At 58.6% G+C, this 23,819-nt stretch carries 18 protein-coding genes; 14 read left to right on the top strand and 4 right to left on the bottom strand.

From position 1 onward, the window contains the following. Positions 1–37: 37 nt before the first annotated feature. Complete coding sequence (locus K5607_RS08315; RefSeq protein ID WP_221048783.1) at positions 38–961, bottom strand: ROK family protein; 924 nt, start codon at positions 959–961, stop codon at positions 38–40. Positions 962–1,011: 50 nt separating this feature from the next. Here K5607_RS08315 and mutM point away from each other — a divergent pair, with 50 nt between their 5' ends. The 6 genes from mutM (at position 1,012) to K5607_RS08285 (ending at position 6,864) form a co-directional block, all read left to right on the top strand. Continuing rightward, entirely contained in the window at positions 1,012–1,827 is an 816-nt protein-coding gene (gene mutM, locus K5607_RS08310; RefSeq protein ID WP_221048782.1) for a bifunctional DNA-formamidopyrimidine glycosylase/DNA-(apurinic or apyrimidinic site) lyase, read from the top strand. Positions 1,828–1,959: 132 nt separating this feature from the next. Then, positions 1,960–3,870: a multicopper oxidase family protein gene (locus K5607_RS08305; RefSeq protein ID WP_221048905.1), complete on the top strand. Its 1,911-nt coding sequence runs from the start codon at positions 1,960–1,962 to the stop codon at positions 3,868–3,870. A gap of 210 nt (positions 3,871–4,080) precedes the next feature. Beyond that, the gene (locus K5607_RS08300) at positions 4,081–4,251 is read left to right on the top strand and encodes a hypothetical protein (RefSeq protein ID WP_246598991.1); all 171 of its coding nucleotides are present in this window, start codon (positions 4,081–4,083) and stop codon (positions 4,249–4,251) included. 107 nt (positions 4,252–4,358) lie between these two features. Beyond that, on the top strand, positions 4,359–4,697 hold the full coding sequence (gene smbP, locus K5607_RS08295) for a small metal-binding protein SmbP (protein WP_054772572.1): 339 nt from the start codon (positions 4,359–4,361) through the stop codon (positions 4,695–4,697). A 112-nt stretch (positions 4,698–4,809) separates the two neighbouring features. Further along, positions 4,810–5,229 (top strand): sugar dehydrogenase complex small subunit, encoded by a 420-nt coding sequence (locus K5607_RS08290; RefSeq protein WP_054772573.1) that lies wholly within the window; start codon positions 4,810–4,812, stop codon positions 5,227–5,229. Between the two features lie 12 nt (positions 5,230–5,241). Continuing rightward, positions 5,242–6,864: a GMC family oxidoreductase gene (locus K5607_RS08285; RefSeq protein WP_221048781.1), complete on the top strand. Its 1,623-nt coding sequence runs from the start codon at positions 5,242–5,244 to the stop codon at positions 6,862–6,864. Positions 6,865–7,017: 153 nt separating this feature from the next. Here K5607_RS08285 and K5607_RS08280 read toward each other — a convergent pair whose 3' ends face one another. The 3 genes from K5607_RS08280 to groES all read right to left on the bottom strand — a co-directional run bounded on the left by K5607_RS08280 (position 7,018) and on the right by groES (position 13,012). After that, positions 7,018–10,707, bottom strand: a complete 3,690-nt coding sequence (locus tag K5607_RS08280; protein ID WP_246599014.1) for a bifunctional diguanylate cyclase/phosphodiesterase — start codon at positions 10,705–10,707, stop codon at positions 7,018–7,020. Between the two features lie 319 nt (positions 10,708–11,026). Beyond that, positions 11,027–12,676, bottom strand: a complete 1,650-nt coding sequence (gene groL, locus K5607_RS08275; RefSeq protein WP_221048780.1) for a chaperonin GroEL — start codon at positions 12,674–12,676, stop codon at positions 11,027–11,029. Positions 12,677–12,721: 45 nt separating this feature from the next. Further along, positions 12,722–13,012, bottom strand: a complete 291-nt coding sequence (groES, locus tag K5607_RS08270) for a co-chaperone GroES (RefSeq protein ID WP_054772575.1) — start codon at positions 13,010–13,012, stop codon at positions 12,722–12,724. 414 nt (positions 13,013–13,426) lie between these two features. On the opposite strand from groES, the gene K5607_RS08265 reads away from it, so the two are divergent. The 8 genes from K5607_RS08265 to K5607_RS08230 all read left to right on the top strand — a co-directional run bounded on the left by K5607_RS08265 (position 13,427) and on the right by K5607_RS08230 (position 23,775). Further along, positions 13,427–14,074 (top strand): helix-turn-helix domain-containing protein, encoded by a 648-nt coding sequence (locus K5607_RS08265; RefSeq protein WP_156302239.1) that lies wholly within the window; start codon positions 13,427–13,429, stop codon positions 14,072–14,074. Positions 14,075–14,332: 258 nt separating this feature from the next. Continuing rightward, a complete protein-coding gene (locus K5607_RS08260; RefSeq protein ID WP_054772577.1) occupies positions 14,333–15,748 on the top strand; it encodes a mannose-1-phosphate guanylyltransferase/mannose-6-phosphate isomerase in 1,416 nt (471 codons plus the stop codon). Then, the gene (locus tag K5607_RS08255; protein ID WP_221048779.1) at positions 15,749–17,119 is read left to right on the top strand and encodes a phosphohexomutase domain-containing protein; all 1,371 of its coding nucleotides are present in this window, start codon (positions 15,749–15,751) and stop codon (positions 17,117–17,119) included. A gap of 306 nt (positions 17,120–17,425) precedes the next feature. Further along, positions 17,426–19,789: a hypothetical protein gene (locus K5607_RS08250; protein WP_221048778.1), complete on the top strand. Its 2,364-nt coding sequence runs from the start codon at positions 17,426–17,428 to the stop codon at positions 19,787–19,789. Positions 19,790–19,858: 69 nt separating this feature from the next. After that, positions 19,859–21,055 (top strand): DegT/DnrJ/EryC1/StrS family aminotransferase, encoded by a 1,197-nt coding sequence (locus K5607_RS08245; protein ID WP_054772580.1) that lies wholly within the window; start codon positions 19,859–19,861, stop codon positions 21,053–21,055. Further along, the gene (gmd, locus tag K5607_RS08240) at positions 21,052–22,059 is read left to right on the top strand and encodes a GDP-mannose 4,6-dehydratase (protein ID WP_054772581.1); all 1,008 of its coding nucleotides are present in this window, start codon (positions 21,052–21,054) and stop codon (positions 22,057–22,059) included. The genes K5607_RS08245 and gmd overlap by 4 nt, the downstream gene beginning before the upstream one ends. Next, complete coding sequence (locus tag K5607_RS08235; RefSeq protein WP_054772582.1) at positions 22,056–23,108, top strand: NAD-dependent epimerase/dehydratase family protein; 1,053 nt, start codon at positions 22,056–22,058, stop codon at positions 23,106–23,108. Before gmd ends, K5607_RS08235 begins: the two co-directional genes overlap by 4 nt. Further along, positions 23,080–23,775, top strand: a complete 696-nt coding sequence (locus tag K5607_RS08230; protein WP_221048777.1) for a glycosyltransferase family 2 protein — start codon at positions 23,080–23,082, stop codon at positions 23,773–23,775. Before K5607_RS08235 ends, K5607_RS08230 begins: the two co-directional genes overlap by 29 nt. Positions 23,776–23,819 lie beyond the last annotated feature (44 nt).

Genomic DNA, 23,819 nt, shown 5'->3' with positions numbered 1-23,819 from the left:
CATTGTAACAGGCCGGACTCGAATCCGCCGCTAGGCGCTAATCGCTCCACAACCACGCCGCGCCGCGCACGCCGCTGGAGTCGCCGAACTTGGGCGGCACCAGGACCGTGTCGACCCGGTCGGAGAAGACGTATTCGCCCCACAGCTTCGGCACGTTGGCGTAGAACCTGGCGCAGTTGGACAGACCGCCGCCCAGCACGATCACTTCCGGGTCGAGAATATTGACGATATGGGCCAAAGCCCGCGCCAAGCGGTTTTCGTAACGCGCCATCGCGGCCTCGCAAGCGGCGTCGCCGGCCCCGGCGCGAGCGACGATGTCGGCGGCGGAAAGCGGATCGCCGCCGGAAAGGGCGCAATCCCGGCTCAAACCCGGCCCCGACAAATAGGTTTCGATGCAGCCGTGGCGCCCGCAATAACAGGCCGGCCCCGGCAACTCCGCCACCGCCGGCCAGGGCAGCGGATTGTGCCCCCACTCCCCGGCGATGGCGTTGGGTCCCGACAATAAACGCCCGTGGACCACGATGCCGCCGCCCACACCGGTGCCGAGGATCACGCCGAACACGCTGGCCGCACCCGCCGCCGCGCCGTCGGTGGCCTCCGACAGGGCGAAGCAATCGGCGTCGTTGGCCAGGCGCACCGGCCGGCTCAGGGCGGCCTCCAAATCCGCCGGCAGGGGTTGGCCGTTGAGGCAGGTGGAATTGCAGTTTTTCATGCGCTCCGTCGCCTTGGACACCGCCCCCGGCGTGCCGATACCCACCGTGCCGGTCGCGCCCAAGTCGCTTTCCGCTTGCCGCACCAAATCGGCCACCGCCGCCACGGTGGCGGCGTAATCACGGGCCGGGGTGGCCGCCCGCCGACGGTAAATCTCGTTGCCCGCCGGATCCAACGCCATGATTTCCACCTTGGTGCCGCCCAAGTCGATGCCGAACCGCACCGCCGCCCCGCTTTTCGCCACGCCCATGCCTCCTATCCATTCGCTCGAAATGACCAATGCGGCCTTACAATACCGCCATGCCTGAATTACCGGAAGTTGAAACCACCCGCCTCGGCTTGGCGCCCCATTTGGTCGGCCAAACCGTTACCCAAGTCCTGGTGCGCGAAAGCCGGCTACGCTGGCCCGTGCCCGGCGACCTCCCCGCCCTATTGCAAGGCGAAACCGCGCATAGCCTCAAGCGGCGCGGCAAATACCTGCTGTTCGGCTTCCGCCACGGCACCCTCATCGCCCACCTGGGCATGTCCGGCAGCTTGCGGCTGGCGCAGCCCGACGAGCCGCTGAAGAAACACGATCACATCGACCTGTGCCTCTCGTCCGGGGCCGTCCTACGCTACCACGACCCGCGCCGCTTCGGCGCCATGGTCTGGACCGCCGACGCGTCGGAAGCCCATCCCCTCCTGGCGTCCCTAGGCCCGGAACCGCTGGACGACGCTTTCGACGGCGACCACCTGCACAAGCTGGCGGAAAATCGCTCCATGGCGGTGAAGCTGTTCATCATGGACAGCAAAATCGTCGTCGGCGTCGGCAACATCTACGCCAGCGAAGCCCTGTTCCGCGCCGGCATCGATCCGCGCAAGGCCGCCGGCGGCATCAGCCGGGCGCGTTACCGACGCCTGGGCGAAACGATCAAAGCGGTGCTTGCCGAAGCCATCCGTCAAGGCGGCACCACCCTGCGCGATTTCGTCAACGGCCACGGCCAGCCGGGCTACTTCCAGCAAACCCTCAACGTCTACGGCCGCGAAGGCCTGCCCTGCCCCGCTTGCGGCGCGGCCGTGCGCTGCCTGCGGCTGGGCCAGCGCTCGACGTTTTTTTGCCCTACCTGTCAGCGCTGAATTGGCTACACTTACAATTTAAGGAAGTGCTGATTGATTCGGCACCGCCGGACGGAATGGGCGACCAGACGTTTCCCAAAAACGCGGGCCTGTTCCATACCTAAAAACATACCGAGAGAGGTAATGCACGCCATGGACCACCGCCACAACTCGCAACGCCGCCGCTTCCTGCAACTGGCCGGCATGGGCCTAATCGCCTCCTCGGGCATCCCCGGCTTGGCCAGGGCCATGACCGGCCCCGCCTTGAGCCGCGCTACGCCCGGTTTCCGCCCCGACGTGGAAATCGAAATGGTGTCCCGCGACGTCATGTTCCCCATCCTGCCCGGCACCCGCACCCGGCTGCAAAAGTACTTCGCCACGGTGCTGAAAGGCCCGGCCAATTGCATCGCCGACATTCCCGGCAGCTACCTGGGCCCGGTGCTGCGCCTGCACAAAGGCCAGAAAGTCCGCATCCACTACCGCAACGAGATGAAAGACCCGTCCATCGTCCACTGGCACGGCCTGCACGTGCCGGCGTTGGCCGACGGCCATCCCATGTACGCGGTCAAGCAAGGCGAAACCTACGTTTACGAATTCGAGGTGATGAACCGGGCCGGCACCTGCATTTACCACTCCCACGCTCACGAGCAAACCGCCGAGCAGGTCTATCAGGGCCTGGCCAGCGGCATCATCGTCACCGACGAGGAAGAACAGAAACTCGGCCTGCCCGGCGGCGAATTCGACCTGCCGGTGGTGATCCAGGACCGCGCCTTCGACGCCTCCAATCAATTGGTCTACGTCTCCATGCCCATGGAACGCATGACCGGCTTCCACGGCGACCGCATCCTCATCAACGGCGCCGTCCACAGCCATTTCGAAGTGGCGAGCCGCGCCTACCGGCTGCGCCTGGTGAACGGATCCAACGCCCGCATCTACAAGCTGGGCTGGGACGACGGCACGCCCATCACCGTCATCGGCAACGACGGCGGCCTGCTGGAGAAGCCGGAAACCCGTCCCTACGTCATGCTGGCGCCGGGCGAACGCTTGGACCTGTGGGCCGACTTCAGCGGCCGCGCCGTCGGCAGCGAGCTGGTCATGCGCAGCAAACCCTTCCACGGCGTTTTGCCGGCCATGGCGGAACGCATGCTCAGCGGCCACAAGGGTGAAAACGCCGGCGGCGAAAAAGGCCACGGCATGATGGGTGGAATGGGAATGATGGGCGGCATGGGCCACGGCGGCAGCAAGGGCATGATGGGAGGCGGCGGCATGGGCGGCATGATGAACATGCCCCACATGAACCTGCCGGTGGGCAGCGACTACCCGGTATTCAAAATCCGCGTTACCCGCCAAGTGAGCGACAGCCCGAAGCTGCCCACACAGCTCTCCACCATCAGGCACTACCAACTCGGCGACGTCGCCAACCCCAACAAGCCGGTGCCGCTAGCCATCGCCGAAGGCCACATGTCCATGACGCTTAACGGCCGCCCCTACAAAATGGGCGAGGTGCAGGACTTCGAGAAAATCAAACTCAACACTTTCCAGCTGATGGAAATCTTCCACGCCCACGGCAGCGAAGGCGGACACGGCAGCAACGGCTCCGGCCAAAAGCAGGAGCATGGCGGCGGCGGCATGGGCGGCATGAACCATGGCTCCGGCCAGCAAGGCGGCGGCATGGGCATGATGGGAATGATGGGCGGCATGCAGCACGGCGGCGACAACCAAGGCGGTGGCGGCACGGAACACGGCTCCGGCGGCCAAGGCGGCGGCATGGGGGGCATGGGCGGAATGGGCAGCATGATGAGCATGGCCCACCCCATCCACCTGCACGGCCAGCAGTTCCAAATCCTCAAGCGCCACACGGAAGGCGTCGACGCCGAAGCCTACGCCACCGTGCGCGAAGGCTTCGTCGACAGCGGCTTGAAGGACACCGTGCTGGTCATGCCCGGCGAAAAAGTCACCTTAATCAAGCCGTTCCAGGACTACACCGGCCTGTTCATGTACCACTGCCACAACCTGGAGCACGAAGACATGGGCATGATGAGCGAATTCCAAGTGGTGGAATAAGCGCCCATCGTTTCCCCCGGCCCCGCAGGGCGGAACGCGCAGCGATTCCGCCGCGGGCGCCGGCAACCCGCACCGAATAGCCCCCGGACCCCGTGCGGGGGCTCGGCACGCCAAGGGCGCGTTTCGCCCGCCCGCAAATTGACATGCCGCAAATTCGGCGCGTATGCTTCGAAAAGCCTCCCTGACGCTGCAGTGGCAGCAACCGATCCAATGGCTACCATGACCTTCGACACGCACGAATCCATCCGCACGCTCAAGGAATCCGGCATACCGGAAAACCAAGCGGACGCCTTTCGAGAGGCCCATTGGGAAGCCGGGCTGGCGACCAAAACCGATCTGCTCGAGTGGAATACCGACTCATCATCAAATTGGGCGCCATGATGATGGCGGCCATCGCCGTTATCGCCACTCAGATCAAGCTGCTTTAACTCATACCCCGCAATCCGCGCGTAGGACGTAATCCCGCCCCTATGCCGCACCGACGACTTATGAATACCAAAATCAACGCATTTGCAGGATTGCTATTGAGCGCCTACGGACTCGCCTATGCCGCCGACGAATACAGCGCCCACCTCGCGCGGGCGCTGGAAGTCGCCGGCACCGCGATCAGCCACGGCGAAGCGCGGCATCCCAGCCTGTCGGCCGAGCATGCCGAAGAAGCCATCAAACACGCCCAAGCGGCCAATCAGCATCATCCGAACCCGCACCTGGAAGAAGCCGTAAACCATCTGAAAACCGCGATCGAACACAGCAAGATGCACCATTCGGATGTCGCCGCCGAACACGCCAAACAAGCCGTCGCGCACCTCAAAGCGGCGCAGCAATAAAGCCCGCAGCCTTAGCGACTTCGTCACCTGAGGACGAAGGAGCCGGAAACGCCGACGCTAAAGCAGCAAGCGATCTTGTCCCTACGCCATTTCCTTAAGAACAGGCAAGCCCATGGATAGACAACGCCGAACCCTGCTGAAAGCGGCCAGCGCCATGGCCGCGCTGGCCATGCTGCCGCTGCCCGTCTCCGCCAAGGGATTCGGTGCCAAGGACTTTGTCGCGCTGTCCGCACGGCTGACCGGACGCCCGACCGCTGACTTCGATCCGGAGACGGCCGCTCGCATGCTGAAGGCATTTCAGGGGCGAGGCCTGGGCCGCGAGCTTGCGCGGCTTTACCTGCATCCCGCCTCGAACGACGCCCTGGCCGGCCAGGTGGTATCGGCTTGGTATACCGGCGTCTGCCAGACGGCGGCAGGGCCTGCCGTGGCAACGTTCAATGACGCCCTGCTTTGGAAAACCGCCGCGTTTCTTCATCCGCCCGGCACCTGCGGCGGCCCCACCGATTACTGGTCGCGTCCACCGTCCGCTTAGGCGTATTACCCCATGGACAACGTCATTCAGGCCGACGTGGTAATCGTCGGATCGGGGATCGCCGGCAGCCTCATCGCCTCGAAACTGGCCGCCGCCGGGGTGAAGGTGGCAATACTGGAAGCCGGCGCATCGGTCGATCGGCCGGCGGCGGTCCAGCGGTTTCGGGAAGCCCTGGTCAAAGTGCCAGAGTGCGCCTATCCTCGCACCGCCCAGGCCATGTTTCCCGTCACCGACAAACCGGGCGACTGGTACCGCCAGAGCGGGCCCGACACGTTCAAAAGCACCTACCTGAAAGTGGTTGGCGGCACCACTTGGCACTGGCTGGGAACCTGCCTGCGCTACCTGCCGGCCGATTTTCAGCTGCAAAGCCGCTATGGGCGAGGCGTCGACTGGCCGCTGTCCTACGCCGACCTGGAGCCCTATTACGGCCAGGCGGAAGTGGAGCTGGGCGTGGCCGGCGACTCCAACGAACACCTGGACTCCCCCCGCAGCACGGCATTTCCATTGCCGGCGCTGGGCCAAACCTACCTCGACGCAACGTTCGCCAAAGCGCTAGCCGGATCGCCCTACCAAGTCCGTGCAACGCCGCAGGCGCGCAACTCCATCGCCCATGACGGCAGGATCGCTTGCTGCGGCAACGCCAGCTGCATCCCCGTCTGCCCCACCCAGGCCAAATACGACGCCACCGTGCATCTGGCCCGAGCGCAGCGGGCGGGAGCCGAGTTGCACGAACGCTGCACCGCCGTCGGACTGGACCTGGACGACCGAGGGCATATCGCCGCCGTGCGCTTCCAGCGATGGGACCGCAGTGCAGGCGTCGCGAAAGCCCAGGTTTTCGTCCTGGCCTGCCATGCCATCGAAACGCCACGGCTGTTGCTGGCCTCCCGTAACGACAGCCTGCCCATGGGTGTCGCCAACCGCTCCGGCCAGGTAGGCCGCAACCTCATGGACCATCCCATCCAGCTGTCCTGGGCGCTGAGCGCCGAGCCGGTTTATCCCTACCGAGGCCCGCTTTCCACCTCGGGCATCGAAAACCTGCGGGATGGAGCGTTTCGCAACACGCGGGGCGCCTTCCGCACCCAGATCAGCAACGACGGATGGTCGTGGCCGACCGGCGCGCCGCTGTCAACCGTGCGGGAACTCATCCAACAGGGACATCGCGGCCAGGCGCTGGATGCCGCCATCGCCGATCAAACCTCGCGCCATTTGCAAATGGCCTCCTTGATCGAACAAGAACCCGACCCCGCCAATCGCATCAGCCTGGACGACGAAGAACGGGACTACTACGGCGTGCCCTTGCCGCGCATCGCCTACCGGCTCAGCGACTATGTGAAACAAGGTCTGGCCGCCGCGACCGCGGCCCACCAGGACATTTTCCAACGGTTGCGCGCCAGCCCCATCCACCATGCCGAAGTCGCCCAAGGCGCAGGACACATCATCGGCACCACCCGCATGGGGGAAAGCCCCAAGACCTCCGTCGTCGATGCCCAGTTGCGCAGCCACGATCACCCCAATCTGTACATCGCCGGCTCAGGCGTCTTTCCCACCAGCGGCACCGCCAACCCCACCTTGACCATCGCCGCGTTGAGCTTGCGATCGGTCGCTTCCATTCAAGAAGCGCTTCGCGGGAAATGATCGCGTTTTAGAGAGGTAGGGTGGGCAGCCGCGAGGCTGCCCACCGCCGCGTAAATTTGGATGTCAAGCCAATGGTGGGCGAGCTATCGCTCGCCCACCCTACTTGGCTCTTCCATTCAAGAAACGCTTAGCGGGAAACGGTCGCGTTTCGATTCAACCCGGTCCGACCAGAAGGTTCTCAAACTCGCCCGCCGGCATGGGCCGGGCAAAAAGGTAGCCCTGGCCGTAATCGCAGCCGATGGTCAAAAGCAAATCGCGTTGCTGTTCCGTTTCTACCCCTTCGGCAATCACCTTCAGGCCTAGCTTGTGGGCCATGACGACGATAGCTTCACACAGCGCCAAATCGCTGGAATCCGGCGTAAGGTTTTTGACGAAGGATTGGTCGATCTTCAAATAATCGATGTCGAACTTTTTGAGATAGGACAAGGCGGAATAGCCCGTGCCGAAGTCGTCGATGGCGACCTGAACGCCCCCGTCGCGGAATCCCAACAGCTTTTGCTGGATCGATTGCTGAGCGTCCAACAGCATTCCTTCCGTGATCTCGACCACCAGGCTCTCACCCGGAAGATTCAGGTTTTGCAGGTAGGCGTTCCATTGATGGCGGCTGGGATTGGTGTCGCGGAACTGAACGGGGGATTTGTTGACGCTAATTTGGAACCGGGGACACAAGCTGTCCCGCCAGCGCTTCACCTGATTCACCGCCTCACGGAACACCCACTCGCCCAGGTCATGGATGAGGCCGGTATCCTCCGCGATGGGAATGAACCGACTCGGCGGAATATAGCCTTCTTCAGGATGTTTCCAGCGAATCAGCGCCTCAGCCTTGTAAATAGCGCCTGTGGCGAGTTCCACAATAGGCTGGTAATGGACCTCCATTTGTTGCTTGGATAAGGCGAAACGAAGCTCGTTGGCAAGGTGCATTCTTTGCTCGGCGGCCTCTTGAAGAACCGACGTGAAATAGCAAAACCGGTTTTTCCCTTGCGCCTTGGCGGCGTACATGGCTTGTTCGGCGTTCTTAACGAGCTGCTCGATCTCCCCGCTGTCGTCCGGATAGAGGGTGATGCCGATGCTGACGGAAACGTAGGCGGTTTCCGACCCCAATGCATAGGGCTGGCCGAGGCGCTCCAAAATGTCCCGACAGATGCGATCGAGCGTTTCAAGCCCTTCCAGCTGCGCCAGGATGACGGTAAATTCATCCCCGCCCAATCGGGCCACGGTATCGGTCTCCCGCACGCAGCTGGTGAGGCGAAGGGCTGCCTCCTTGAGCAAGGCATCTCCCACGTCGTGCCCCAAGGTCTCGTTGACTTCCTTAAAGCGGTCGAGGTCAAGAAACAACAACCCCAGCGGCACTCCCGCCCGCTGGCTTTTTCTCATCTCCAGCATCAACCTATCCCTAAACAAGCGCCGGTTGGGAAGCCCGGTGAGTAAGTCCAGGTTGGCCTGTTTCCACAACAGGTCTTCATTGCTTTTCTGCTGAGTAATATCGAAAAACAGCCCTATCCGTTTCCAAGGCGTTCCATCGCTGAGGAAAATGGTGCTGATGGCTAGACGCTCGACATACAGCTCGCCGTTCTTGCGCCGGTTCCAAATTTCGCCTTCCCACATCCCGGTGGTCTGGATGGATTCCCACATCGCATGATAGAAGCCCGGTGGGTGCTGGCCGGAGGAAAGGATGCTCGGATTTTTCCCCAAAACGTCTACCGCCGCATATCCCGTTATGCGGGTGAAAGCCGGGTTCACCGATACGATGGTTCCGTCCGCCTCGGTCACGAGGATGGACTCGGCGCTGTGTTCGTACACCTGCTGGGCCAGGCGCTGCGCATCTTCGGCCTGTTTATGCTGGCTGATGTCTTCCGTCAGGATTACGATGCCGCCGACGGCTTCCCCCTTCCACCAAGGGCGTACTTCCCAGCGAAGCCATTGAATGTCGCCGGAAAGCCGCGCAAATGGGTCGGACTCGCAACGAATAACTTCTCCCTCCATGCACCTGGCGTGAATCTCTTTCCATCGTTCGGGAATTTCGGGAAAAACTTCGTAATGGGAGCGCCCCAAAATGCTCTGCTCCCCAAGGCGGTAGTCCTCCAGCCAGCGGCGACTGACGGCGAGGTAGCGCATGTCACGGTCGAACATGGCGAGCGCGGCGGGCGCATAGTCAATAAACAATTTAAAGAGCTGTTGCTTTTGCAGCGCCAGCTCTTCGGCAGTTTTACGATCGGTGATGTCTTGTACGATGCCGCACATTCGCGCCGGAACGCCGTTGCAGTCGCGTTCCACCTGTCCCGCAGAGCGCATCCACCGCAATTTCCCATCCTGGGTGGTAATGCGGTATTCCACTTCGTACGGAACGCCTCCTCGAAGGTGCGCTTGATAAACATCGACGATGCGTTCCCTGTCCTCTGGGAGCACCGCGTTTATGAACGCTTCCCAGCACGGCTTCTGCACCTGAGGAAACCCCAAAATGGAGTAAACAGAATCGGACCAGTGCTGGCCGCCGGTTAACAAATCACTGACCCATACGCCCACCCCGCCATAGGTTTGGCTTATCCGCAGCCGCTCCTCCGATATCCGCACTTTTTCCTCGGCTCGCTTGCGCTCCGTAATATCACGTGCAATGCCGAAAACGCCGATCACGTTCCCTGTTTCGTCGCAAATCGGTCCTTTGGTCGAAAGAAACGTGCGCAAGACTCCATCCGCTGAAGTGACTTCTCCTTCATAGGTTTTCACCATGCCGCCTTCCATGACCCACCTATCCTCGGCTTGGATTCGACGGGCCTCATCCGATGAGAACAATTTCTTGTCGTCAAACCCGATAATCTGTTCTCTGCCTTTGCCCAGAAATTTTTCTGTCGTTTGATTGCACAAAAGGTAATGCCCACTTCGGTCCTTCACGAAAACCGCATCGGTGGTGCCTTCCACCAGGGCATAAAGGTATGCTTCGCGCCGGAGCAGAGCCGCTTCCGCCCCCTTGCGCCCCTTGATAGTCAAGGCCAACGCAATACCCGTCACGGTCAAGACCAGCAGATAAAACCAACAGTTTTGCAAACCCGTATGGGCAACATCGTTGCGAAAGAAACCGACGCCAAGACTTGCCCCCAACAGTGCTTGCACCGCGGTCTGGGAGAGCACTAGCAGTGCGCCGTGTCGCCCGAAGTACACGGTGGCTATCACCACGACCAAAAACATCCAGTAACCAAGGGCGATATTCCCGAACAGGTCGTGGAACCAATCCAGAAAAATTATCTGCCCGACTAAAAACGACAGAGAAAAGAACAGCAGAACTTGCACGAAGCGAGCAGGTTGACGCCAGTTCCCTGGCCAATTCATCCAGATGAGGAACAAGGGGGTGCCAAGCAGAATGCCCAAGAAATCCCCTTGCCACCAATGCTTGAACGTGTCGGGGAGGTCTGATGGGCTCAAATAGCCGGAAACATGCAGTGTGACCAAGCCAATCAGGGCGCTGATGGCGGAAGCGAGCCCCCCAGCCAGAGTCATGGAGAGAAAGTCTTGGGGGGTTTCGAACTCCGTGTCGAAACGCAGCCGGTTTCGCAGCAGCCAAAACGCGACTAGGGTTTCCAGCGTGTTGCCCACAGCCAAAAAGATGGAAATTGCCGGCGAATCGCCCACCAACAATCCGGCAGAGACTGCCCCAGCAAACACCGCCGGCCAGAACCCCCATCCCCAGGCCAACAACGCCGCCAAAGCAAGCCCTCCCGGGGGCCAAAAAATGGTGACGTTGCCGTTGACGGTGGAAAAGGTTAGCAGCAGACGGGCGAACAGCGCGTATGCGAGAGCTAATCCCAGCCACTTTACAGCAGCTGTGCCGCGGCGACTCGAGGACATCATATCTTCCACTGCATCCCCTATAGTGCGACAGATCGGATTTGCGCCTACGCACCCCCTTGATCGTCAGGCCGCCATTCAACTCTAGTATGTAACTGCGCATTTTAGCCATTTGCTAAGCCAATCTTAATTACCATGCTCCATAAAAATTTCTTATTCGATTAACCTCACTCTCCGCTTGCCTCGTCCAGCCATGAATCCGAATATCGGCAGAATTTGCGACTGGCGGCGGCAAAAAAAAAGCCCCGTCCGAAGACGGGGCTTTTCGTTGAGTCTGCGCCGGAAACCCGGCGCAATCTCGGGGCTTCGCCTAAGGGCTGGCTTACATCATACCGCCCATGCCGCCCATGCCACCCATACCGCCCATGTCACCCATGCCGCCGGCGGATTCCGTCTTCGGTTCTTCCGCCACCATGCATTCGGTGGTGATCATCAGGCCGGCTACGGACGATGCGTTCTGCAGCGCCGTGCGGGTTACCTTGGCGGGGTCCAGGATGCCCATGGCGATCATGTCGCCGAACTCGCCGCTGGCGGCGTTGTAGCCGAAGTTGCCGGTACCTTCCGACACCTTGTTCAGCACCACGGACGGCTCGTCGCCGCAGTTGGCGACGATCTGACGCAGCGGTTCTTCCATGGCGCGGCGCAGGATGCCGATGCCGACGTCCTGATCGTGGTTGGCGCCTTTCAGGTCCTTGATTTTCTGCAGGGCGCGCACCAGAGCGACGCCGCCGCCGGCGACGATGCCTTCTTCAACCGCTGCACGGGTAGCGTGCAGGGCGTCTTCCACGCGGGCTTTCTTTTCCTTCATTTCCACTTCGGTGGCTGCGCCCACTTTGATCACCGCAACGCCGCCGGCCAGCTTGGCCAGACGTTCTTGCAGCTTTTCGCGGTCGTAGTCGGAAGTGGTGTCTTCGATCTGGCGACGGATTTGCGTTACGCGGCCTTCGATCTTGTCGTGGGCGCCGGCGCCGTCGATGATCGTGGTGTTTTCCTTGGTGATCTGTACCTTCTTGGCGGTGCCCAGCAGGTCCAAGGTCACTTGTTCCAGGGACAGACCCACGTCTTCCGCGATCACGGTGCCGCCGGTCAGGATGGCGATGTCTTCCAGCATAGCCTTGCGGCGGTCGCCGAAGCCCGGTGCCTTAACAGCGGCCACTTTCAAGATGCCGCGCATGGTGTTCACCACCAACGTAGCCAGCGCTTCGCCTTCCACGTCTTCTGCGATGATCAACAGGGCGCGACCGGACTTGGCGACGGCTTCCAGGGTCGGCAGCAGGTCGCGGATGTTGGAGATCTTCTTGTCGTAGATCAGGATGAACGGGTTTTCCAGCTCCACGTTCATGGTCTGCTGGTTGTTGATGAAGTACGGCGACAGGTAGCCGCGGTCGAACTGCATACCCTCGACGATGTCCAGGGTGTTTTCCAGGCCGGAGCCGTCTTCCACGGTGATGACGCCTTCCTTGCCCACCTTGTCCATGGCGTCGGCAATGATCTTGCCCACGTCTTCATCGGAGTTGGCGGAGATGCTGCCCACCTGGGCAATGGCCTTGCTGTCGGCGCAGGGTACGGCCATGGCGTGCACGGCTTCCACAGCGGCGGCGCAGGCCTTGTCGATGCCGCGCTTCAGGTCCATGGGGTTCATGCCGGCGGCAACCGCCTTCAGGCCTTCGTTCATGATGGCCTGGGCCAGCACGGTGGCGGTGGTGGTGCCGTCGCCGGCCACGTCGGAAGTCTTGGAAGCGACTTCCTTTACCATCTGGGCGCCCATGTTTTCGAACTTGTCTTTCAGTTCGATTTCCTTCGCCACGGACACGCCGTCCTTGGTCACGGTGGGAGCGCCGAAGCTCTTTTCCAGCACCACGTTGCGGCCTTTCGGACCCAGGGTCACTTTCACCGCGTGAGCCAGGATGTTTACACCGCGCACCATGCGGACACGTGCGTCGTCGCCGAATTTAACGTCTTTTGCTGCCATGTGTTGAATTCCTAATGTTGTTCAGGGAAAAAGGAAGGGAGGCTATTAGCCTTCGATGACGCCCATGATGTCTTCTTCGCGCATCACGACGACTTCTTCACCGTCGATCTTCACCTCGGTGCCGGAGTACTTGCCGAACAGCACCTTGTCGCCGGCCTTGACGGCCATGGCGCGCACGCTGCCGTCGTCGAGAATCTTGCCGTTGCCAACCGCCAGCACTTCGCCGCGCATGGGCTTTTCTTTGGCGGTGTCGGGAATGACGATGCCGCCGGCGGTCATCCGCTCTTCTTCCAAACGCTTAACAATGACTCGGTCGTGCAGGGGACGAATTTTCATAGCTTCTCCTGTTGAGATGATCCGTAAACGAATTTCCGCTGTCGCCGAACGCTATTAGCACTCGATGCGGGTGAGTGCTAATAATAAACCGGGATTCGGCCATGTCAAGGCCGCAAAGGCGGCCCGCACCGTCTACGAGCTCCGGCCGACGCGACCCGATCCCGTAGGCCCAGAATCGCCTTGCGTCCCGTAGAGGCGGGAAACCTGCCCCTCCCCTTCGCTAACGGGCCGCGCGCGCCGGTCTTCGACCATTAAAGACCGGCCGCCCGAACCTAGCCATGGACTGCCGACAGGAAACCTCGCACCCCGCCCCGCCGCAGCCAAGCCGGAGACGCGGCGCCGACGCGATTTGCGGACGAAGCCGGCACGAACATCTTGAGCCGCACGAATCCTGCGTGTTCTCATAGATAATCCTTGATCGGCGAATACATCGATATGCATCACGGACATTCGTTTGCGGCTTCATCTATAGGCAGAGTCATGGCAATCGGCAGGCGACTGAGAGAGGAGAGAGAGAGGCTTCAGCTTTCTCAAGCCGATCTCGCGGAACAAGCGGGCATACCGCGCGGCACCCAGGCCGACTACGAGCTAGGGGAGGCCGAGCCCGACTCCGGCTACCTGGAAACAGTCAAGACCCTGGGGATAGACGTCGATTACGTCCTGTTCGGCGTGGACGAACCGGAGGCGATGGTGGAATGCCCGGCGTTTCGGTCGCTGCTCGTCGAACGGCCTATTACGCGGGAGGAGTGCCGGCAATACGCATCGAAAGGCGGCCCCGGCGGCGCCATAACCAAGGCGCTTTTCAGTTCCACATGCCCCAAATGCGACAAAAACCCCATCACTCGGCCGCCCCGCACCGACGGCAAAGCGAACACGGCCGATATTGACGCGAGATTGCTGGAAAATTTGCTGGAAACGCTGGAAACGATGCTGGAACAAACCGGAACCACGCTGCCGCCCCCCAAAAAAGCGCGGCTGGTCGTCATGCTGTATCGAACCTTCCGCGCCAGCGGCGTCATCGACAAAAAAACCATCGAAGATGCGCTGAACCTTGCCGTCTAACCCCATTGCAGCCTTAAACGGCGACGCCGCGGCGATACCGCGAACCAGGGCACGCCGCTGGGGAGCGGACACTCGCCGTCGCCCCGCGACAACGATTCATACCTGGGGAGCGGCCTCATCCGAGGCGTCCCCATCAAAATGGCCGGCGAACGCCAAAACCGCTTTTGCCCTACCCTTCGCCGCGCCCGCGCAATTGCCCTAATACCAAGCTTATGATATCCTGAGGAGGTTAAACTGCATGCTTATACCAGGGGCGAAATGCAACTAATACCAGTAATTCTTTGCGGCGGCGCAGGTTCGCGTTTATGGCCGGTTTCCCGGGCGCTGCACCCCAAACCATTTATCCGCTTGGCGGATGGGCAAAGCTTACTACAAAAAGCATTCCTACGAGGGGCCGAATTACCGAATGTTAAAACGGTACTAACGGTCACCAACCGCGATTTCTTCTTTAAAACGGAAGACGAATTCCGCGAGATTAACGCGACCAATATCGCAACCTCTTTTATTCTCGAGCCCTATGGCCGAAATACCGCGGCGGCGATCGCTGCAGCGGCGTTGCAAATCGCTAAAACCCACGGACCGGATACGCTCGTCCTAGTTCTCGCAGCCGACCACCTCATCGCCGACCAGGAAGCCTTCCAAAAAGCCGTTCTCGCAAGCATCGAATTGGCCGCCACCGGGAAACTGGTCACGTTCGGCATTCAACCAAACGCTCCGGAAACCGGCTACGGCTACATTGAGGCCGACGGAAACAACGTGCTTCGCTTCATTGAAAAGCCTTCTCGAGAAAAAGCCCAAGAATACCTCGCATCCGGCCGTTACCTCTGGAATTCCGGGATGTTTTGCTTTTCCGCCAACAGCATGCTGCAGGAAATGGAGCGGCATTGCCCCGAAATCCTTTCCGAGACCAAACGCTGCATTGAGCGATCCAGGCTCGCCGAAGGCAAGGACTTCACTCAACTCGAGCTGGACTCCAACACGTTTTCCAGCGTTCCGGAACTGTCCATCGACTACGCCGTCATGGAAAAATCGAGCGAAGTCGCCGTGGTTCCCTGCGATATCGGCTGGAGCGACATCGGCTCCTGGACGGCATTAGGTGATTTGGACGAACCGGACGCCCACGGCAACCGCACCCAGGGCGAAACCTTGCTGCACAGCAGCCGTAACTGCACCATCCACAGCAACGACCGCCTGGTCGCCGCCGTCGGCGTGGAAGACCTGATCATCGTGGACACGCCGGACGCCCTTTTGGTCACAGAAAAGTCCTGCTCGCAGGATGTCAAACACATCTACGCGGAACTGAAAACCAAAGGACACATCACCCACCAGCTTCATCGCACGGTGCATCGGCCGTGGGGCACTTATACCGTGCTTGAAGAAGGCAGCGACTTCAAAATCAAGCGCATCGTAGTCAAGCCCGGAGCCAGGCTCAGCCTGCAAATGCACTACCATCGCAGCGAACACTGGGTGGTGGTCAGCGGCACGGCGAAAGTGGTGAACGAAGACAGCGAAATCATCGTCAACACCAACGAATCGACCTACATCAAAGCCGGACGCAAGCACCGCCTTGAAAACCCCGGGTTGCTCGACCTGGTCATGATCGAAGTACAAAGCGGCGCCTATGTCGGCGAAGACGACATCGTGCGCTTTGAAGACAATTACGGGCGCGCCTAAATGTCGGAATTAACCTGCTTTAAAGCCTATGACGTTCGCGGCAAACTCGGCGACGAACTCAACGAAGACATCGCCTATCGAATCGGGCGCGCCTATGCGCAATACCTCGGCGCCGCGCGCGTGGTTGTCGGCAGCGACGTACGCAAAACCAGCGCCCCCCTCAAGCAGGCCCTGGCGCAAGGGTTGATGGACGCGGGAGCGGACGTCATCGACATCGGCCTGAGCGGCACGGAAGAAATTTATTTCGCCACCTTCCACCTCGACGTGGACGGAGGAATAGAAGTTACCGCCAGCCACAACCCCATGGACTACAACGGGATGAAATTCGTAGGCAAAGGCGCCCTGCCGATCAGCGGCGATTCCGGCTTGCGGACCATCCAAAAGCTGGCTGAAACAGCGGACTTTCAGCCGGCCGCCCGCCAAGGCGCGCTCACGCACCAATCCATTCTGGAACCCTATGTTGACCACCTGCTCGGCTACATCGACCAGGCCAAGCTACGGCCGCTCAGGCTCGTGGTCAACGCCGGCAACGGCGCCGCCGGCCACGTCATCGACGCCATCGAACAGCGGTTTGCCGACGCGAACACGCCCATAGAGTTCATCAAGGTGCACCACGCGCCGGATAGCGACTTCCCCAACGGCATCCCCAACCCGCTTTTGCCCGAAAATCGGGCGGCAACCGCCGAGGCCGTGCAACAACACGGCGCCGATATCGGCATCGCCTGGGACGGCGACTTCGACCGCTGCTTCCTGTTCGACGAAAAAGGCCGGTTTGTCGAAGGCTATTACATCGTCGGACTATTGGCCGAAGCGTTCCTGCACAAGCATCCGGGCGAGAAAATCATTCACGACCCGCGCCTCACCTGGAACACCATCGACATAGTCACCCAAGCGGGAGGCGTACCCATTCAGAGCAAAACCGGCCACGCTTTCATCAAGGAACGCATGCGCGCGGAAAACGCCATATACGGCGGCGAGATGAGCGCCCACCACTACTTCCGCGACTTCGCCTACTGCGACAGCGGCATGATCCCCTGGCTGCTGGTCGCCGAACTATTGAGCACAAAACAAAAAACCTTGTCCCAATTAGTCGACGAGCGCGTATCCACCTACCCTTGCAGCGGCGAAATCAACTATAAGGTTTCCAGCCAGCCCGAAGCGATCAACCGAGTGCTCGAGCACTACGCCCCCTTGGCGCCCCGCATCGACAATACCGACGGACTCAGCATGGAGTTTTCCGACTGGCGCCTCAACCTGCGCGGCTCCAACACCGAACCCCTGCTTCGACTGAACGTAGAAAGCAGAGCCGATCCTGCATCCGTCGACGAGCACGTACGGCAAATCGAGCGTTTAATCGCCGCAACCACCTAAACCGGTTCCACGTTCGCCCTGACATCGGGGCGACATATGCACGTCGCCCATGAAAAGGCGAAATGTTGAGAAAGTCACCTCGGAAAAACTGCGAACTCCCGCCGCCAGCAACACCCGCGTCCCAATCGCGAGCTCGGAGCGAGACGCCCCATTAATGCGCCGGAAAATTTCAACCACAATAACCGGCCGAGCGGCAGGCAGCGCCGATCCTCGAACAAGTCGCGAGTTCAGACATTAGCCGAACCGCTCCAGCATTAGCGAAAAACCGCTACTGGCAGAATCGGCCAAGATTTTAGAGAAAACGGAATGGCAATAAATTTGCGATCGATAAAAGAAATAAACAACGGGATAGTGCCATTGCTTCTTCTCCCCAAAAATTTCAGCGGTCTTTTGTCGATCTTGCTCGTGTCGGTGCTGTTGTTGTCCAAGCCCGCCCAAATCAATATCCCGCTTCCAACCGACCAGATCAAGCGACACGAAGGCTGCGCTTATACCGTAGACATCCCGCCCCACAACGACTCGCTATTCTGGACATTCGAAGGCGACTCAACCAAAGGGGTTTTTTCAAAGTTACGGCTATACGAAAACAAAATTCAGCTAGGCCCAAACAATACGGCCTATGCCGACATCCAAACCAAAGGCCGCGGCGCTTATTCGCACTGGCAAAACGAATTGTATTTTTCCACGAGCGACTGCTCATCCCCCGTGGTTAACGGCAAGCTTTACAAAATCAAAATACCGCCGAGGCTTTCGCCTGCCGGCAACGCCATCATTTTCGGGATATTTATCGCGTTTTCTTTTTTCGCCAGCCACTCCGGCCTGTTAAAAAAAATAGCGGAAACCAGGAACAGGCTAACGAATTTCCTTCGCAATTCGGCGCCGAGATCCACCGAAATCGCCATCGCCGCAATTTTAACCAGCGCCGTCTGCGCTTACATATTTCACCAGTGGTTTAACGACATTACGACAAACTCCTTCTCGCTGGGCGGGCGATATGTGGTAAGCGATGGGCTAGGCTATTACGAATGCGCAAATTCGCTGATTGAGAAAGGAAGATTTGATTACGACTGGTGCGACCGGCGGGTAATTTATCCTTACCTACTAGCGGGCTTCTCCAGCATTACCGAAAACCTGGCCGGCACCCTCATCCTGCAAGGGCTGACCGTAACCCTATGCCTCTATTTGGCGGCAAAGCACTTATACCGCCACCTTGGGCTGGGATCCGCTATTTTGTTCACCGGGTTTCTGCTCAACTACGCGGCCTCGGAAGTGTTCGCGACCACGACGACCGAGAACGCGGGGCTGATGTTCGGAGCGCTCGGCATGGCATTTTTATTGTCCAGCGCGAAAATGCTCGACGCGAACAACCAAGGGCCGGCTTCGCTAGCGCAAAAGCCCATTAGCGACGCGCCATTCGCCCTCATACTACTAGGCCTCGGCACCATTTCCATTGCTTTAAGCGCCCGCGCCGGAGCGATGTTCTGTTTGCCTTTGCTATTCTGCTGGTCGTGGCTGATGCTAAGGCGCCGCTTCGAGCTGCGATGGCATCATTTTGCGCTCCTATTTTTGGCGCTTGTCGCAGGCAATATCACCCAAGTCATACTGTTAAAGGCCTCCGGAGCAACTCCCGGGAACTCCTACGGGAATTTTTCATTAACGCTATACGGATTATCGGTAGGCGGAAAAAACTGGAATCAATTCTTCCTGGACCACCCAGGGCTGACATTCCAATCCGACGCGCAAGCGTCGTCGACAGCTTACAAAATGGCGTTCGAAAATATCGTTACTCGTCCGGAAAAGCTTTTCGAGGGACTAATACACAATATTTCGATTTTCCTTGAAAACGGCACCGTGGGATATTACCGATACGGTGCATTTCAGTCATTCGCAAGCATTCTCTGGTGGACAGGACTGTGGCCGATCGTCCTTTACAGGAGACGCGCCCTATTCAGCCTAATTGGATTGATGTCGCTTGGCGTCGTGTTGACTGCCCCTCTTTTGATGGAAGACGCCGGATCCCGGGTATTCGCTGCCAGCGCTACGGCGGATTTCGCGCAAATAACGATCGGCTGCTGGTGGTTATTGACAATCTATCTTCGATTCGTTGAAGCGCCCTCATTCGCCCAAATCAAACGGCTGTTTTTCTCCAGCACTTTCGATGTCGTTGCGAATACGGATTACGAAAGGAAAGCCCCCTATCAAACATCCAAGACGTTCGAACAGGCCATGATTGCGCTGTTGGTCGTCATCATGGCCGCCCCTGTTTGCATCAAAAGGCCTACGCCCTTCGATGCTTCTTACAAATGCGCCAGCGGTGAACTAGCCGTGACGCAACTGGGGAAACGATCGCAAGGCGTGATTTTTTCCTCCAACGCTGGAAGTACCGATTTTACTCACCGGTTATGGGTTGCTGACCGCAAGCGGCTGCAGGAAAACGTGCCGGCCATCATGTGGTGGAAAGACGACCTGAAGTCGGCGCAGTTAACCTCCATCGTTTCCGGTACGCAAATTAACCGTGTGGGAGGGGTTTACGCATTTTCGGAAAAGGACCTAACCCCTTACATCGGAAAAATCGTCAACATTTGCATCAACCGCTCCAGCACCCAAAAGCTGTTCGGGCTAGATTACTCGCGCATCGAGTCGATCGAGATCGCTGGCGACTCAAACTAAGCGAGCTGGTATACTACTCTCCACAAGGCTAACAATCCGGCAACCCAATCGTCACCACGTGAGCACCCAATGAAAATACCTTTAAACAAGTCCACTCTCAGCGAGGAAGAGTATAAAGCGGTAATCGACGTTCTCGACTCCGGCTTCCTCACGATGGGCTCAAAATGCTTTGAGTTCGAAGCGGAGTTTGCGAAATACGTTGGAAGCAAAAATGCTGTTTTTGTAAACTCGGGTTCGTCCGCCAATCTTCTAGCGTTTTTCGCCATAGCCAATCCGCTATGCCCCATCAAAGGGAAAAAGCGCAAACTAATGCCGGGCGACGAAGTCATCGTTCCGGCCGTAACGTGGTCCACGTCTGTTTGGCCGATCATTCAGGCAGGCGCCATCCCCCGCTTCGTGGATTGCGATCCCACGACCTTGCAAGTGACGCCGGAAACCGTCAAAGCAGCCATCAACGAAAAAACCGTAGGGATATGCGCGGTACATATCCTGGGAAATGGTCTCGACGGCAGCGCGTATGCGCAGATCGCGAACGAGCACGGACTGTGGTTGATCGAAGATACGTGCGAATCCCTCGGCGTGAAATCGGACAATAAGCATGTAGGCACTTTCGGCGACATCGGCACCTACAGCTTTTATTTCTCGCACCACATCACGTCCGTCGAAGGCGGAATGGTGGTGACGGACGACGATGACATGGCCAATCTCTTGAGGTCGTTGCGCAGCCACGGTTGGACCAGACACCGGACCGATACGGACAAGTTCACTCAACTTTATCCCGAAGTCGACCCCAGATTTATGTTTATCACAACGGGCTTTAACGTCCGTCCTACGGATATCAACGCGGCCATTGGCTTGAAGCAGCTGCCCAAACTGGAAGGCTTCAATGCGCATCGCAGGGATATTTCCGCCGCGATATCCGCCGGCCTGAAGCCGCTCGCGGATGAAGGCATATTATCCTTGATTCGATACGATGCGAAAATTTCGGCGGCCCCGTTCGGGTATCCGGTAATTTGTTCCTCGCGCGCCATTAGGGACAAATTACAAAAGCATCTCGAAAACTCCGGCATAGAAACTCGGCCGATTATATGCGGCAACATGACTAGACAGCCGGCGTTCCAGCACTATGACTACTTGGTGTCCGGGGATCTACGCGGCGCCGATGCCGTGATGGACTGTGGGTTATACTGGGGAACGCACCCGGGTATGACTCAGTCTGAAGTCGATTATATTGTTAATTCAGTTCGGGAGTGTTTTGCAAAATGAAAAGAGCTCTTATTACCGGTATTACCGGGCAAGACGGCGCCTACCTAGCGGAACTTTTGCTGGAAAAAGGCTACGAGGTACACGGTATCATCCGCCGTTCCTCGTCTTTCAATACCGGCCGCATCCTCCATCTGTACAAAGACTTGCATGAAAGCGACGTCAGGTTACACCTCCACTACGGTGAGCTGAGCGACTCCAGCCGCTTGGAAAGAATCGTCGAGCTGGCGCAGCCGGACGAGGTTTACAACCTTGGCGCGCAGAGCCACGTGAGAGTTTCCTTCGACGAACCGGTTTATACCGCCGACGTCGTGGGATTGGGATCGCTCCGCATGCTCGAGGCGATAAGAAACGTTTTCGGCGCGTCCAAAACCAAGTATTACCAGGCCTCTAGTTCCGAGATGTTCGGCGACGTTAGAGAAGTCCCGCAGACGGAGAAAACGCCGTTTTACCCGCGCAGCCCGTATGCCTGCGCCAAGGTTTACGCGTATTGGCAGGTGGTCAACTATCGCGAAGCTTATGGCATGCACGCGTCCAACGGAATCTTGTTCAACCACGAGAGCCCGCTGCGCGGCGAGACCTTTGTGACCAGAAAGATCACGCGCGGACTAAGCCGCATCGTTGCCGGAAAGGAAAAGAAAATTTATTTGGGCAATCTGGATGCGAAACGCGACTGGGGCTTCGCCAAGGATTACGTGGAGGCCATGTGGTTGATGCTGCAACAGCCCGAACCAGACGATTATGTCATCGCTACCGGCCAAACCTGGAGCGTACGCGACTTTTTGATCAAGGCCTTTGAATGCGTCGGACTCAATTGGGAAGACCATGTTGAATTCGACCCCAGATATCTCCGCCCGACCGAAGTGGACCTGCTCATTGGCGATGCGGCAAAGGCGAGAGAAAAACTGAATTGGGTTCCGAGAACCTCCTTTGACGAACTGGTGCGCCTGATGGTACAGGCGGACTTGGCGCTCGAAGGCGTGGCCGATCGCATGGTGCCAAAATGAGTTACCGAACCGCGGTCACCGCCCGGGACTTTCACGAAAAGACGCGGGATTACTTCGCCTCCAAACGAGTGCTCGTCCTGGGGGGAAGCGGTTTTATCGGCAGCCACGTGGTCGAGCAGTTGCTCGCTATCGGGGCCAAGCCGGTCGTAATTACGCGTGTCCCTCAGCCCAAATATCTCGAAACGCCGATTCGGAATGGGGAATGCGAGATCCATTGCGGGAACCTGAATGATCTGGACTTCGTCGCCAAGGTTCTGAAGACCTGCCCTATCGTCATGTACATGGCGGCGTCCGTCGGTGGCCTGGAATTCAATTTCAAACATCCCGCATCGATATTTCACGACAATATGACGCCTTTTTTAGGCGTCATTCGCTTGGCGCAGCAATCGGCCGTCGAACGGTTCCTGGTCACCAGCTCCGCTTGCGTTTATCCGCGGCATTGCTCCATACCGACCCCCGAAGAAGAGGGCGTTCTGGATCAGCCGGAACCGACCAATGCGGGTTATGGATGGGCCAAGCGCATGGAGGAATTTGTCGGACAGGCATACGCGAAGGAATACGGCATGTCCATTGCCATAGCGCGTCCGTATAACGCCTATGGTCCCAGGGACAACTTTGACCCGGAGAAATCCCATGTGATTCCGGCCCTTATTCATAGGGCCATGACAACGGAATCCGATTACTTTGATGTTTGGGGCGACGGATCGCACTCCCGGTCATTCCTTTATGTGGACGACTTCGCCAGGGGATTGATCGAAACAACCGCGCTTTATCCGGAAGCCGATCCTATCAATATAGGAACCGCCGAGGAAATACAAATATCGCGCGTCGCCGAACTCATTGGAGAAACGGTATCGAAAATCAGGGGACGTTCGATAGCCCCGAAATTCAACCCCGATGGCCTTACCGGACAACCCAGGCGGATGTGCGACACGAAAAAAGCCTTCGAAAAAATCGGGTTCCAAGCCAAGACTCCGTTCTTGGATGGCATATCTAAAACTATTACTTGGTATTCAGAAAATGCGAATAGCACTGTGCATTCTAACTAAAAACGAGAAAGAGTGTGTCGAGGTAATGTTCCCTCGCATACCGGCCCCCTCGACACCCAACGCCGGCTTCGACGAAATTGTCGTAGTCGACGGCGGCTCGACCGACGGCACTGTCGAATACTTCACCCAGCGTGGCGTAAAAGTTATCGGACAGAGTAAACGGGGACGGGGTGAAGCGTTCCATCTCGCATTCGAGCAAATCAAAGCGGATGCCTATATCTTTTTCTCCCCCGACGGAAATGAAGATCCGGAAGACCTGCCAAAGTTCAGGAAGTATCTTTCGGAAGGCGCCGATATCGTCATCGCCTCCAGAATGATGAAAGGCGCAAGAAACGAAGAAGACGACCAAATCTTCAGATGGAGAAAATGGGCCAATAACGCGTTCAACCTCATGGCAAACATTGCCTTCCGGAAGAAGGGCCCCTTTATCACCGACTCTATTAATGGTTATAGAGCGATAACCAAGAGCGCCACGGAAACTCTTAAGCTGGATGCGAGCGACTATACGATCGAGTACCAGATGACGATGAGAGCGTTCAAGTCTGGGCTGAAGATTGCAGAATTCCCGACCATCGAAGGCAATAGAATTTTTGGGGAAACGCAGGCGCGCAGCATACCTACCGGAATAAGATTCTTGAAGGCTTTCTACCACGAATTGACGCACTAATAACTGCAATCGATTTCCTGGCGCGGCTCGCCACTCTTAATATA

It is taken from the genome of Methylogaea oryzae, from assembly GCF_019669985.1.
In the GTDB taxonomy this organism is placed as follows: domain Bacteria; phylum Pseudomonadota; class Gammaproteobacteria; order Methylococcales; family Methylococcaceae; genus Methylogaea; species Methylogaea oryzae.
Note: the sequence above shows the minus strand (reverse complement) of the source record. Positions and strands in the feature narration are given on the sequence as shown.